The sequence below is a fragment of the Leptolyngbya sp. AN02str genome (assembly GCF_050565595.1).
Classification (GTDB): Bacteria; Cyanobacteriota; Cyanobacteriia; order Elainellales; family Elainellaceae; genus Kaiparowitsia.
In genome coordinates this window covers 57708-72480 of record NZ_JBNXVR010000008.1, presented here as the reverse complement: position 1 = coordinate 72480, position 14773 = coordinate 57708, and the positions used below count along the sequence as shown (strand labels likewise).

The 14773-nt window shown below is 53.7% G+C and carries 10 protein-coding genes; 7 read left to right on the top strand and 3 right to left on the bottom strand.

Annotated features, from left to right (window positions below; all coding sequences use genetic code 11):
- Positions 1–4: 4 nt before the first annotated feature.
- Positions 5–1588: a DEAD/DEAH box helicase gene (locus ACQ4M4_RS08215; RefSeq protein WP_430683998.1), complete on the bottom strand. Its 1584-nt coding sequence runs from the start codon at positions 1586–1588 to the stop codon at positions 5–7.
- Between the two features lie 122 nt (positions 1589–1710).
- Entirely contained in the window at positions 1711–2898 is a 1188-nt protein-coding gene (locus tag ACQ4M4_RS08210; RefSeq protein ID WP_430683997.1) for a glycosyltransferase family 4 protein, read from the bottom strand.
- A 656-nt stretch (positions 2899–3554) separates the two neighbouring features.
- Between ACQ4M4_RS08210 and ACQ4M4_RS08205 the strand changes: the two genes are divergently transcribed.
- The 7 genes from ACQ4M4_RS08205 (at position 3555) to ACQ4M4_RS08175 (ending at position 12009) form a co-directional block, all read left to right on the top strand.
- On the top strand, positions 3555–4748 hold the full coding sequence (locus tag ACQ4M4_RS08205; protein WP_430683996.1) for a histidine kinase: 1194 nt from the start codon (positions 3555–3557) through the stop codon (positions 4746–4748).
- 255 nt (positions 4749–5003) lie between these two features.
- Positions 5004–5099 carry a photosystem I reaction center subunit XII gene (psaM, locus tag ACQ4M4_RS08200; protein ID WP_430683995.1) on the top strand — a complete coding sequence of 32 codons (96 nt, stop codon included), beginning with the start codon at positions 5004–5006 and terminating at the stop codon, positions 5097–5099.
- A gap of 254 nt (positions 5100–5353) precedes the next feature.
- Entirely contained in the window at positions 5354–5779 is a 426-nt protein-coding gene (locus ACQ4M4_RS08195) for a hypothetical protein (protein WP_430683994.1), read from the top strand.
- Between the two features lie 654 nt (positions 5780–6433).
- A complete protein-coding gene (locus ACQ4M4_RS08190) occupies positions 6434–7213 on the top strand; it encodes a hypothetical protein (RefSeq protein ID WP_430683993.1) in 780 nt (259 codons plus the stop codon).
- Between the two features lie 230 nt (positions 7214–7443).
- Complete coding sequence (locus ACQ4M4_RS08185; protein ID WP_430683992.1) at positions 7444–7923, top strand: DUF2996 domain-containing protein; 480 nt, start codon at positions 7444–7446, stop codon at positions 7921–7923.
- 81 nt (positions 7924–8004) lie between these two features.
- Positions 8005–10011: a M48 family metalloprotease gene (locus ACQ4M4_RS08180; protein ID WP_430683991.1), complete on the top strand. Its 2007-nt coding sequence runs from the start codon at positions 8005–8007 to the stop codon at positions 10009–10011.
- Between the two features lie 408 nt (positions 10012–10419).
- Positions 10420–12009 (top strand): phytoene desaturase family protein, encoded by a 1590-nt coding sequence (locus ACQ4M4_RS08175; protein ID WP_430683990.1) that lies wholly within the window; start codon positions 10420–10422, stop codon positions 12007–12009.
- A 303-nt stretch (positions 12010–12312) separates the two neighbouring features.
- On the opposite strand, the gene glyS is transcribed toward ACQ4M4_RS08175, so the two are convergent.
- Positions 12313–14469: a glycine--tRNA ligase subunit beta gene (gene glyS, locus ACQ4M4_RS08170; RefSeq protein ID WP_430683989.1), complete on the bottom strand. Its 2157-nt coding sequence runs from the start codon at positions 14467–14469 to the stop codon at positions 12313–12315.
- Positions 14470–14773: the final 304 nt, after the last annotated feature.

The following is a 14773-nucleotide window of genomic DNA, read 5'->3' as shown; positions in this document are numbered from 1 at the left end:
TTCGTTAGGCTCGTCGCTCCAAAAAGATCTCTTCCCAACGGCTTGCGCCAAACTCTTTTTGGTACTCGCTAATCACCCAGGAAATAGACTTGCCCTGCCGCTGGGCGATCGCCATTAGATAATCCTTGTAGGCGTACTTATCCTCGACCGACGGCTGCTTGCCAAAGATCGAGCCCAAACACCACACATCTTTGGGCAAGCACCCAAAGCTTTCAAAAAACTTGCGCGTCGTCCACGCAGGCGATTCTCCAGCCTCATAATGGCGCTTCCGCAAATCATGAAACCCCCGCATCATTTCCTGCTCCTGCATCATGAGCAGTTGCTCTTCGCTTAGCACCTCTTCCAGGTCATCCATGGGCAGGGGCGCATCATTGCCCCACTGATGGTCGCAATCCGGGCAAATCATCACAAAAATCCACACAATGCGCCCACAGCACGGACATTGCTTGGTGGGTACTTTGCCCTCACCACTTTCGGGTTCGCTGCGAGTTGGCAGGTGGTACCCTTTAATATCTTCAGGGAAGCCCAATCGCCGCAGATTGCCCGCCTGATCCAAAATCGTGCCGTATAGCTTGCCCGTTTGAGGCGAAATGCGCATAACCCGACCAATTTGCTGAAAGTGCAGCGCTTGGGATTGCGTAGGCCGCAGCAACAGCCCCGCCTCCACACTCGGCTCATCAAACCCAATGCTAATGACATTGCAAGAGGTGAGCACGGTAATTTCCCCATCCCGCAAACCGTCATACAGCTTTTTACGCTCCTTGATGGGAGTTTCACCATCGACCGTTGCCGCAGGAATCCCCGCATCGTTAAACGCCTGGGCCACATGACGAGCATGTTCCACATCCACACAAAAGGCGATCGTGCGCTTATCGGGCACAAGGCGCAGCCACTCATCAACAATGCGCTCTACTAATTCGGGGCGATCGCACGCAATCTTGAGATCTCGCTCATCAAAGTCCCCCGCAACCGTACGCACCCCATCCAAATCAACCTGAGTTTCTTCTGGCATCCCGTAATACTTCATCGGGGCCAAAAAGCCCATCTTCTGAAGTTCCGAGGGAACAGGCGAAGCCACCAGCGTTTGCATGTGGTCACCCAGTTGATCCCGTCCCAGACGGTAGGGAGTCGCCGTCAACGCCAAATGCACCGCATCTTTGTGAGTTTGGTAAATCAGCTGCTGCCCCACCCGGCTAAATACCGTTGTGTGGGCCTCATCGTACAGCACCACATCGGCATGCCACTTGCGCCACCAGTTGCGCTTGGCCATGGTTTGCACGCTGGCAATCTGAATCGGAGCTGAAGGATCTTCTTCCCACCCTGCTTTAATAAAGCCGCACTTGAGCCCAAAGGCTTTCATCTTGTCGTAGGTTTGACCCACCAGCACATCCAAGTGCACCAGAAACAGCAGGCGGCAACCCCTGGCCTCGGCATGGGCGCAAATCTGTCCGGCAATCACCGTTTTGCCTGCCCCCGTTCCGGCAATCACAGCCACACGCTTGTGGCCCCGCCCCAGCGTATCGTACAGGTCTTTGATGAGCTGGAGTTGATAAGGGCGTAGGGTTGGTGGCTGAGGTGCAGCATTCATGCAGGAAACGGTGCCCGTAACAGTGATGAAGAACAAAGAATGCTAAGAGCTACTGTACCAGAGTTCACCTGTACTTCCTAACTGCGTCCGGGGGCTGAGCCACGCCACACCACTGTTCACTGCTACCAGGCCACTAGCTGCCGCTCCTGCACCACCCGACGATAAATTCCCTCAGTTTGGCTGGCCAAATACCCCCAGCTAAACCGAGTTTCAAGCTCTTGATACGCATTCACCACCAGGCGCTGCGCTAAGTCAGGATTTTGCAGCACCTCAAGAATGCCCGTTGCCAGCGAGTGAGAGTTGTTGGTAATGGTGACAATCCCCGTTTCCTGATGGCGCACAATTTCGGGAATGCCCCCCGTATTGGACACTACTACGGGCACCCGTGCGGCAAAGCTTTCCAACACCACGATGCCAAACGGCTCGTACAAGCTGGGAAAGACGGCACAATCGGCCACGGTTTGAAAGCGATCCAAATCCTCGTCGGACATAAAGCCGGTAAAGAAGCAGATATCCCAGATGCCCATATCCCAGGCTTGTCGCTTCAGGGCATCGGCCTGACCGCTACCAATAATCACAAACTTGACGTGGCCGTTCATTTCTCGATGAATACGGGGGGCGGCATTGAGCAAAACCTGGACGCCTTTTTCGTAGGTGAGGCGGCCTACGTAATACACAATGGACTGGCGATCGCTTGCAAAGCGGCGGCGAAACTCTTGATGGTCAAATTGGTGACGTTGGGGCTTTTTGCTGGAGCGAATGCCGTTAAACACCACATCCACCTTATCCCATGGGCAATACAGGGCTCGTTCAACTTCACGCCGCATATAGTCCGAACACACGATTACCCGCCATGCTTCGTGGGCTAAAAGCTTTTCTTTGCCATTGATGTAGTGATGAACGGGGTTGTGCAATCCATTGTGGCGGCCAAACTCAGTTGCGTGAATGGTAGCTACGAGGGGAAGCTTGAAGGCATGCTTGAGGGCGATCGCCGCATCTCCCACCAACCAGTCATGCGCATGAATAAGGTCAAACGGGCCATCTTCGAGCAACAGTTTGCCACCATGTCGGCCCATGCTTTCGTTCATGTTGCCAACCCAGTGAAAAAAGTCCTGGCTGGCTCCTACCGGAACGCGATGCACTCGAATGCCATCCACCACTTCGTAATGGGGAGCCTGGCCAAACTCAACCGTCAAGAGGTGAACCTCATGCCCTAACCTGACCACCTCAGGGTAAAGCTCAGCGACATGGCGGGCAATTCCCCCAACAATGCGAGGCGGAAACTCCCACGCCAAAACCAAAATTTTCATGGTACTAGCAACCAACCTTAGATGCTATTTCCAGCTAACGTTCAAGCGTTCAAGTTCTGGAAGTGTTTTACTGTGAATCAACTGATCTGCATACCTAGCTCTATGCTCTACTATTTTTCCCTTAAGTTACAAAAACGACATTCTGTTTTATTTTATGAACCGCGTTCCCAGCATTGAGCAAGAAACACTTTTTCAAACCTAAGTTCTCAATTTCGGCGTTATCTCTATCAAAAACCCAGTCCAAATCAAAACGATTTTTCCATCACTAGGCTGACGCACGATGGGCAGAATGCAATGCGCAGAATGCAAGTGGTGCAATCGTATCGTGCCATCCTGTAGTTACGACCTCGGGTGGCTGTTGCAGCGTAAAAAGCAACCTGAGCCAGAATTGCACAAAAGGCTGCCTCAACAGGGTAGGCTATAGGTGCACTGGTTTCTTGGAAGGGGATCGCACCGTGTTTGCTCTTTGTATCGGTTGCTGAATCGGATTTTTATGAAGTCACAGCACCGCATGCTTCGAGGTCACGTTACGGGCGATCGCAGACGATACTCTCATCAGTCTCTCATCAGTAAAGATTAGCCAAACTGCCTAACCTTCTGCTTTGCGATACCGTTTTGGTGCAGCCTTTTATCTATCCCTATCCCCCTAAAATCGCATGGAGGCTCTGCCCAATTTCACTTCCAAATCCAACACCCCCTTACAGCTATTGCTGTTTGTGGATAAGCGCCCATCTTCAAATGAGCGGATTCGCCAAATTCAAACTCGCTTAACCGAACTGGGGGCCGACTATCCATTTGACCTACAAGTCATAGACGTTAGTGAGCAGCCCCATTTAGTTGAACACTTCAAGCTTGTGGCCACACCGGCCTTGGTCAAAATCCATCCCGAACCGCGCCAAACCCTAGCAGGAAGTGATTTGGTAGGGCAGATTGAGCGCGCTTGGGTGCCCTGGCGGCAATCGGTAGAGCAATATATTCAAAGCTCCCAACTGCAAAACTCCCAGAACGGTGGTAAGAGCGAAAACGATTTCATTGGGAATTTGTCGTCGGTGAATTCAGTTGCCTATGTTGCTGAGATGACCCGTTTGTCCGATGAAATCTTTCGGCTCAATCAGGAAAAAGAAGAACTCCAGGAACAGCTCCAGTTCAAGGATCGCCTGATTGCCATGTTGGCTCATGACTTGCGGAATCCTTTAACGGCTGTGTCGATCGCACTGGAAACCTTAGATTTGGCGAATGATCCCACCGATGAACGCAGCGATCGCCTAACTCCCGCCATCGTTCGCCAGCTAATTCGCCATGCCCGAGCCCAAGCTAAAGCGCTTGATCGCATGATTACCGATGTGCTGCAAGCAGCACGCGGCAACGCTGGCAAGCTGCAAATTCAACCTCAAAAGCTGGATCTCAAGCGACTATGCCAGGACGTATTGCACGATTTGCAGAGCCAGTTTGAAGCCAAGGCTCAGCACATTGTGACCGACATTCCTTCCGACTTGCCATCGGTGTATGCCGATGCCGATCGCATTCGACAAGTCATGACGAACCTGCTGGATAACGCCAGCAAATACACCCCCGATTCCGGCACCATTGAGGTTTCGATTTTGCACCGCACTATGCAAAAGGTGCAGGTCACCATTTGTGACAACGGACCCGGCATTCCCGAAGAAAATAAAGAAAAAATCTTTGAAGATCGGTTCCGGCTGGAGCGCGACCATGCCAAAGATGGCTATGGTATTGGTCTAGCGCTGTGTCAACGCATTGTGCGGGCGCACTTCGGGCAAATTTGGGTAGATTCGGTCACCAGCCAGGGAAGCTGCTTTCACTTTACGCTGCCGGTCTACCGTGCCTAGCCTCTGCTGTCACACTCACGGCTTTACATTCGTGGGCGATCGCCAGTTCTAGGCGCAGTCGCGACACAGCATGGGTTGCCCTATCAACCTTAACCCATGTGATGGAATGTTACAGTCTGTGACAGGATGTTCCCCCAATGGCCAATTTAGCCGACATTGGTCTACAAGTAAGCTTTGCTGCAAAGGCTTTGGAGCAAAGGTTTACGGTTTAATTGAACGATTGCTGCCCGATTGTTTGAAGGAGTCTTACAAAAGATGGCTTTATCAGATACTCAAGTCTTTGTTGCTTTAGTGATTGCACTATTGCCTGCTGTGATGGCCTTCCGGCTCTCGACAGAGCTTTACAAGTAGATTTCGGCGAGGCTGTTGGCCCTAGTCATCCCGCTGGGCACACTAAATCGCGAAACTCATATAGGTGGCATGTCGCACAACGGCATACCACCTAAATCGTTTAAATGCCAGCGTTTCTTTCCCTGAAATTCGTTGCTAAAAGCCGATGCCGCATTGCCAGAGAGCGATTATATTGGTGTAGTTTCTGGCGAAATGGTGCTGAACTGCTCCCAGATACTGGAATTGCTTCCGTTTTAGTAGGGATTCTTTTAGGTATGTCCGCGATTCAACGCTACCAGACTTCAGTGGGTTTAGCAGAACCAGCACAACCGCCTTCGGTTCGGGTTCGCCGCCGTCGTGTGCCCAAGAAGCAGCACCATCGGGCGATCGCCATCGAGGCTGGAGTCAAACTAGCCGTTAATTCCCTATTCGCGCTGGTTGCTGCGAGCACCATTATTCGGTTGGCACCCGACATGCGATCGCACCAAAAGCAGCTCAAGGTCATCCATCAAGAGGTTGAATTGATGGAGGCCCGCGTTGATGGCCTACAAACCAACTTCAAGCGTCACTTTGACCCTCAGCAGTCCTATCGAGTCATGCAAGAGCAAAGCAGCCGCATTGCCCCCAACCAAGTGCAAATCATTTGGGTGGATTCCAATACCCAACAGGCCACCATTCAACCTCCAACTCAAAATCAGTAACGGTTCAGCGGTTCGTTGAGGCAACCATACTGTGCAACTTGGCAGGTTCAGGTTTGGTCAGGCTAAATCGGGCTCGACAACCTTGAGTCCAACAGGCTGAGTTCTTGGCATCATCCCGCGCAGATGATCAGTAATGATTGTCGAGGCTCGTGCAGTTTGGGGCATCGGCAAGTTGAGAGATCGGCCCTCTTAGCGGCATATTTGCCAATTTTGCCAATGATGATTGCAATTTATGTGCAAAGTAGCTCATCGTTGAGGTGAGCCTATTTTTTTGGGCATTCTTGAATAGTGCAAACCTTCATCACCAGGAGCAGATATCTACCAGAAATTTTCTAGTTCTTAAAGCAAAGATTGGTCGCTAAATCAAAGAGCAACAAATCGCCAAACTTGCTTTAACAAAACCTAAGTTCGAAATTGCTTCCACAGCCCAATCGCAAAGCCCTACAGGAACATTAAAGTCTTGTCAAACGACGAGATCCCTGCTTTTTTTCTAAGATATTTACTCACAGTGCAGAAGTTCCCTGGTATCTTAATTTAACCTTGGCCTTTGTACTTGCTAAATTTAGGCTTTTGAGAGAATTTTCACCAGTTTATAAAATTGGTGTAGCAATTTTTGAACCCTGCTTAACCTCCACAAAAAGACCCACTTCGGTCATGTCGATTCAAAAATTTTCCTTCGAAGCGCTACAAAAGGTTCGCAAGTACATTCAAAGTGGGCTTGTGTTACCTAATTTGGAAAAACAAATTCAAGCGGCAACATCGGCAGATATGCCCGAGCCGGAGTCGGTCGATGACCTGAGTGGGCTGTTCAACTTTGGTGGAGTGGCGCTGGCAGGACAAACAGCCCCCAACCTGGCCAATCGCTGGATTATTTCTACTGTAAATCCGGCGGCCCCTTTGCTAAAGCTGCCTGGGCTTTCGCTCAAACCCGATTTGCGGCTGGTCGCCTACCTGTATCGCGATGAAGCTGGTAGTGCTGGCATTGTGTGGGCCGTTCCCGAAGAGATGAGCGGTACCGCCCAGCTTGAGGCAACCCTGGCCGACACTCAAGATTGGAAGAAGCCGCCCAAACCCGAAGGCTCGTTGGAGCACTACATGGCGGCGATCGCGGGCGATCGCTCACCCGTCTCGTACTTGGTGGCCTCCATCCTAAAGCGAGAGCTGCGCGAATTTGGGGCTTCGGGCAATCGCCGCAGTTGGAGCTTTCACCATCTCATTAGCACTTTACCGACGGATGAACGGTGGAACTGGCAAGGCTCCCCTCCCAAGGATTTGTCACCCAAGGTTCGCATTTTGGATGATGGACAAGCCGCTGTTGAGTTTTTCTCAATTCGCAAAACGCTGCCACATCGGCTCTATCGCCATATGGATCACTATCCCGTTGGCCAATACCGCCCTCAAAGCTCTGACAAACCCATCGCCATCGCATCTTAGACTTTCGCAACCATGGGCGATCGTCTCGATGCCTACCCAACTTTCAATCCAAAACCTCGAAATAAACCAGGGAATTCTTTCGCTGTAGCCCGGGTTGATACGTTACCTTCTGCAAAGGATCATGGCAAAATGTGGACATAGCCATTCTGCCTCTGCGGGCAATGGTTGAATTTCATGGTTGAATCTCAATTAACCTGAATTACGCAAAACCAACGCAAAGAGTCTGACTCATGCCAGAAGACACCCAAGCCCAAGAGCCGAAAGCGAATCCGAAAGCTGCCGCAGGCAAACCCGCTGGAGACAAACCTGCCGCCAAGCCCGCCAAGGAAAAACCACCTGCACTAGAAGCCAAGCCTTTTCAAGAATTCATCACTCAGCACTTTTTGCCTGGGTTAACCAAAACTATGGAAACGCTGGGTGTCACCGATCTCAACTTGGCATTTGACCACAAGCCTTTACCGATTAAAGGCATGGAAGACACTGAGTGTTGGCAAGTCGTGGGTCGGTTCCAATCGGGGCAGCGCCAGTTCATGGTGGGCTTTTTGAAAGACGATCTCCAAAGTCCCAAGGTCTTTTCCTGCGCAGACAATGGCTCCAAGTTCAGCCTATTGGAATCGTTCATGATTGACGAGCGCAAGGTGACCCTTGACCTGCTGTTGCTGTACACCGTGCAGCGGCTTAATGGTCAAAAGTGGCTCACGCTGAACTAACGGATTCGGCATATCCCTGGGAACTTTTGGCAGGCAACTGCGTCTACGCTGAAAAACTCGGTGCGGCAGCAAGGGGTGACCATGCAAGGGGCAACCATGGTGGGCAGGCTTTCTCTTTCAATCGCTCTGGGCGGAATGTTGGCTGGGACTGTTGTGGGAGCGCCACCTGCGATCGCCCTTCCCGAAACTGCCGAAGAGACTACGCGTTCAGATGCGGTAGCCCGCCTAAAGCAAACTCCATCCCCAACAACAACAGCAGAGGCAAACAATCTCTCTTCTGCTGTTGTTGTCTCTGAAACCTGGATAGAAACCGCATCAAGCGCGACCGCCATTCAGCCAGAACCGCCCCCTGCGCCATTGACAGACCTTTCTACAGTGACCACAGTACCAGCAGGGGGTCAGGTCTCGGTAGCGACACCTGTTGGCCAACCGAGCCCACCAGCAGCGGTTCCATCTGATACGACGTCCGATGTTGAACCAACCACCCCAGCATCAAATAACCCAAATTCTGCCAGTTCTGCAGACTCGGCAAATGAGGCAGAGCCTTCTGTAGACTCTTCAGATCCAAACGCCAATCCGTCAGGGGATGATGGCTTAGCCGAAGATCCAACCAATGTCACTTCAGAACCAGAACCGTCGGATGCAGCGGGGGCAACCCAAGACGCCCCTGCCGCAGGTGCAGAAGACGCGGCTGAAGCCCTACTAGAGCAAGCTCGACGTCGAGAACTCATTTCCGAGGGCGATCGCCTATGGTTAGCGGGGCAATACGTCGAAGCCACAGCCCTTTATCGCGAAGCCAAAGGCGAACTCAGCGACGCAAACCTGCCTGATCGACAGCCTGCCTTTGCCGATCCAACGCTGCTGTCTCCCGAGGGGCGAGTGTACTGGCGCGAGGCCGAAGCAGGCCGCGAGCAGAGCATGACAACTCGGCAGTTGGTGGCACTGCGTCTTTTGGTAGAGCAAGAACTTGCCTTTATCCCTGGTCATCTCCGCTTTGCAGAACTCCTGATTGCCGAAGAAAAACCTGAAGAAGCGGTAGAAAGCCTGGAACGGGTGGTCGGCATTTATGGAGATGAGGCAGACCTAATTCATGCACAAGTCGATGCTCTAGCCGCTAACAATCAATGGATGGAGTCTTCAATTGCGGCGCGGCAGTTTGCCCTGCTGTATCCGGAACATCCCGCAGCCCCAGAGTTTCAAGCGATCGCTCAGGAAAATCTCGATACCTTTCGTCGTCGGTTACGAGAGCGCTTGACAGGAAATGCGATTGCCAATGCCATCACTGGAACCTTGGGATTTGCCCTCACAGGCGGCCTATTTGGCCCACTTTCGACCCTGCAAACAACGCTGACCCTATTACGTGGAGAGTCAGCCATTGGGGAGTCAGTCTCTAACAGTGCCGCGCGCCAGCTTGAACTGATTGAAGATGAAGAAGTCAGCGCCTACGTCAACGACATCGGGCAGCGCCTCGCCAGCCTAACCGGACGCGACAATTTTGAGTACGAATTTTTTGTCATCAACAACAACGAGCTCAATGCATTTGCTCTACCCGGTGGCAAGGTATTCATCAACTCGGGTGCCATTCTGCAAGCAGAATCGGAAGCTGAGCTAGCAGGGTTGATTGCCCATGAATTGGCGCATACGGTGCTGTCCCACGGGTTTCAACTCATTGTAGAAGCGAACCTGTCCAGCAACGTGTTCCAGTTCATTCCCTATGGTGGCATTGCCGCAAACCTCACCACACTAAGCTACAGCCGCGACATGGAGCGCCAAGCCGATGCCTTTGGCACACGGTTGATTAGCACATCGGGCTACGCGGCGGATGGATTGCACAATCTCATGGAAACACTGGGCAAGCGCGAGCGCAGCCGCGCAACAACATTTCGCTGGCTCTCAACTCATCCCGATACCGATGAGCGACTACGCAATATGGCCACTCAAATTGAGCGCAATGGCTACAACCGATTTGCCTACGAAGGGATTGAGCGCCACAACCAAATTCGCCAGCGAGTCCGCGAATTGCAGCGTCCCAAACGCTTTGAGGAACTGCTGAGGGAATCGGGGAAGGGACTAGGATTTGGGAGCTAGGGAGTGGGGAATCGGGAGTCGAAGAGGATTACTGCTACGGTTCGATGGTTCGAGCGGATAGCCCAATCCGCGCCCATTTGCCCCCGGCTCCAGCCCGAACCCGGTGGGCGGATTGGCATGGTGATGTCAACTCCTTGCGGGGGGTCTGGGGGAGTTAGGACCCCAGAAGGCGGGGATCGGGGGGAAGTCCCCCGAGTAGGATGTTTCGGGTCATTCGAATCTTCCTTATCTAGCTTAGGACTTACGCACTTCATCCGAAAAACCAGAGGATTGAATGATGTTTGGAGCGCTAAGCGCTCCAAACATCATTCAACTGCGTAAGTCCTGTAGCTTTTTAATTTAAGGAGTAGGTGGCCAAGATGGAGTGCTTTGTTTGCTGCCAAAGCCTGGCACCATAGGGCATGATATTTGGGGTGTTGCCCAAGCGCTAGAAGACTGTTCGCTAGTAACCTCTGTATGTTAGAAACCGATGTTGTTGTGATTGGCAGTGGAATTGGCGGCCTGAGTTGTGCGGCGCTGCTAGCAGGCTATGGCTTTGAGGTCGTGGTGTGCGAAAGCCACAGCATTCCCGGTGGGGCCGCCCATGGGTTTGAGCGGCAGGGCTATCGGTTCGATTCGGGGCCATCGCTGTACTCAGGCATGTCCTATAGTCCCTCGCCCAATCCATTGAAGCAGGTGCTGGATGCGATTGGGGAGTCGGTGGAGTGGGTACAGTACGATACTTGGGGCTGCTGTTTGCCGGAGGGCAATTTTTTCACCAAGGTTGGCGCGGCTCAGTTTTGTGAGGTGTTGGCCCAGTTTCGGGGTCCTGCGGCTGTGGAAGAGTGGCGCAATCTGCAACGGGTAATGGAGCCATTGAAGGATGCGGCGATCGCGCTTCCAACTGCAGCAATTCGACTAGATTGGGCAGTAGCGTTGACGGTGAGCCCGTTTGGGCGATCGCTCCTGCATTATGCGCCCACGATTGCCAAGCTCACGGGGCCATTTTCCCGCATAGTGGATGAGGTCATACAGGATCCATTTATCTGCAATTGGCTGGATTTGCTGTGTTTTTTGCTGTCTGGGTTGCCTGCCAGCGGCACGAGTGCAGCGGAGGTGGCATTCATGTTTGCCGATTGGTATCGGCCCAATGTGGCCTTGGACTATCCCATGGGTGGCAGTGCAGCGTTGGTCGAGGCATTGATCCGAGGCTTGCAAAAGCACAAAGGCACGTTGCTGCTGAATGCTCATGTTGCAGACATTTTGATGGAGCGGCGACGTGCGGTGGGTGTACGACTGCGCGATGGCAAGGAGATTCGAGCACGGCGGGCAGTGGTTTCGGCCGCTTCGGTGTGGGACACGTTGAAGCTGCTGCCCTCAGGTGCATTATCCCAGCGCGACCGCACAGCCCGTGCGAATACGCCCATGTGCGACAGCTTTATGCATCTGCATTTGGGCATTGATGGGCAGAACTTGCCGCCGGATCTGGCCTGCCACTACATTGTGGTAAATGACTGGACACAGGGGGTGACGGCTCCGCAGAATGTGGTGCTGATCTCGATTCCGTCAGTATTGGATGCGTCGTTGGCTCCCTCGGGTAAGCACGCGATTCATGTGTATACGCCGGGGAATGAGCCCTATGAGCGGTGGCAGGGGATGGATCGCCGCAGTGAGGCATATGCGGAGCTAAAGCGGCAGCGGGCTGAGGTGATGTGGCAAGCGCTGGAGCGGGTGATTCCGGATGTGAGATCGCGCGCGGAGGTGGCGTTGGTGGGCACGCCGCTGACGCATGAGCGGTATTTGCGGCGGTACAAAGGGTCGTATGGTCCAGCGATCTGGGCGGGAGAGGGGGTGTTTCCGGGGGCGCGATCGCCAGTGCGTGGGCTGTTTTGCTGTGGAGATTCGACGTTTCCGGGGATTGGGTTGCCTGCGGTGGCGGCGAGTGGCATGATTGCGGCGAATACGTTGGCTCCGTTGGCGGAGCATCGGGCGATGTTGAGTCGAATTGGGCTGAGTTAAGGGCGATCTCGCCTTTTAGGCAAAGTTTCGCAGTATTGGAGGTTTAGCAAGCTGCAAGATTCGACTTTCCCAAAACACCCTACTCGGGGGACTTCCCCCGATCCCCCGCTTCTAAGGGGACGAAGCACGTCCCCTTAGGAACCCCTCCGCAAGGGGCTAACATCTCAATGCCAATCCGCCCACCGGGTTAGGGCTGGGGCGATGCAGCAAACGGGCGCGGATTGGGGTGCATGTCCGCCCCCCCCAAACCGTAGCTCTTGACTTCTTACCACTCTCTACTCCCTATTCCCCACTCCCTACTCCCTATTCCCCACTCCCTTTCACGATCGCTCCAAAGTCTGCTAGAACTCGCGCATGGTTCCGCAGGAGGCCAAGTAGGTTCAGGCGGTTACGGCGGATGTTGGGGTCGTCGGCCATAACGAGGACGCTGTCTTCGCCGTCGAAGAAGTTGGCGACAATGGGGGCGGCTTCGGTTAGGGCATCTACCAGGGTTTGGTAGTTGCGATCGCGCTGGGCGGTTTGGGTTTTGGGAACGAGTTGAGTCAGGGCATTGTAAAAGGCTTGTTCTGACGCTTTTTCGAATAGGGCCGGATCAACGAGATTGCCGGGGTCGAGGGTAGTGGTATCTAGGTCACCCTGTTTGGCAAGACGGGTGGAGCGGTTGACGGTTTCATAAATGGCGTTGAGTTGGCCATCGTTGCGGATGGACTGGAGGAATAGGGCGCGATCGCGCACATCTAGCAAGTCTTGGAGGGCGCGTTCGGCATATTCGGGATCGTCTTCGCCCAGTACGGCATTGACCAGGTCGTAGTCGATCTGGCGATCGTCTTGCAGTAGGGTGCGAATGCGCTGGAGGAAGAATTCGCGAAGCTGCGATCGCAACCCTGCTGCATCTTGAATGGTGCTGGTGCCGTAGTCAGCAATCACGTCTTCTAACAGTTGCTCTAGGTTGAGCTTGAGGTCGGCGTCCCAGGCGATGTTGACGATGGCGTTGGCGGCGCGGCGCAGCGCAAACGGGTCGGAGGAGCCGGAGGGAATCATACCCAGGCTGAAGATGCCTACTAGCGTATCGAGACGATCGGCAAGGCCAACCACTTGTCCGGCTAGGGTTTTGGGTAGGGCATCGCCTGCACCTTTGGGTAGGTAGTGTTCTGAGATGGCGATCGCTACGGCTTCGGGTTCACCGCTGGTGCGGGCGTACTTTTCGCCCATTACGCCCTGAAGTTCGGGAAATTCGCCCACCATTTGGCTGACGAGGTCGGCTTTGCACAACAGTGCTGCCCGTTGAATATGGGTGCGATCGCTTGGGCTAACGTTGAGCTGGGTGGCAATTTGGGTGGCGATCGCCACAATGCGATCAGCCTTGGCCCGCATCGAGCCTAGCGCTTCCTGGAACGTAACGGTTTCCAGCTTAGGCAAATAGCCTTCCAACGGCTGTTTGCGGTCAATATCAAAAAAGTAGCGCCCGTCGGAGAGGCGTGCGCGAATCACGCGACCGTTGCCCTCGGCAATAATGGACGACTTGGCTGGGTCTCCATTGGAAATAGTGATGAAGTAGGGCAGCAGTTCGCTAGAGTCGGCAGACTTCAACACGGGGAAGTAGCGCTGATGACTCTCCATTTCCATCACCAGCACTTCGGCAGGCACAGCCAAAAATTCTGCGTCGAACTGGCCCACAACTGCCGTGGGATACTCCACCAGATCCACCACTTCTTCTAACAAGCCGGGGTTGATGGAGACGGTACCGCCTACAGAACGCGCCACTTCCTGCGACTGCTCCACAATCACCTGACGTCGCCGCTCGGGATCAACTTCAATCTTGGCTTTTCGTAAGGTTTCGACATAGGCATCCGCACTGGGAACGGAAATCTCACCAGGAGACAAAATGCGGTGACCCCTGGAAAGGCGATCGCTCGTCACCACATCCGATGCGTTCTCGATGGTCAACGGCAGCACATCCTTATCCCACAGCGCCACCAACCAGCGAATCGGGCGCGAGAACCGATGCTCGCCATCGCTCCACCGCATAAACCGCTTCCCTTCCAGCCCAAAAATCCATTGGGAAATCAGCTCGGTCAAAATTTCTGTGGTTGGACGACCGGGAATCTTTTGCGTCACAAACACAAACTCGCCCTTCTCGGTTTGGCGCACCTCAAAGTCATCCACCGAAACGCCGCGCGATCGCGCAAATCCTTCTGCGGCTTTGGTCGGTTTTCCATCCTTATAAGCGGCCTGTACCGATGGCCCCTTTACCTCTTCCTGGCGATCGGCCTGCTGCTCAGGCAAACCCTCGATCACCACTGCCAACCGACGCGGCGTGCCGTACACCTGCACCGACGATGGCGACAGAAACTGCTCACCTAGGCTAGCGGGAATTCGCGACTTCCATTGCGCGATCGCACTTGCCACAAAGCTAGCCGGTAATTCTTCAGTCCCTACTTCCAACAAAAAAGTCGCCATACTGCGGTTACGCCAACAATTCCCGATGAATTTTACAACTTCATCAGTGTATCGCAGCGATCGCGCCCCCTTTTATCTCCATTCCCAATTCCTCGTTCCCGTTTTCGTGATTGAGTTGTCCCGAAACACCCTACTCGGGGGACTTCCCCCCGATCCCCCGCCTTCTGGGGGCCTAACTCCCCCAGACTCCCCGCAAGGAGTTGACATCACCATACCAATCCGCCCACCGGGTTCGGGATGGGGCTGGGTGGCAAACGGGCGCGGATTGGGGTGTATGCCTGAACCATCGAACCGTGGCTGTAGT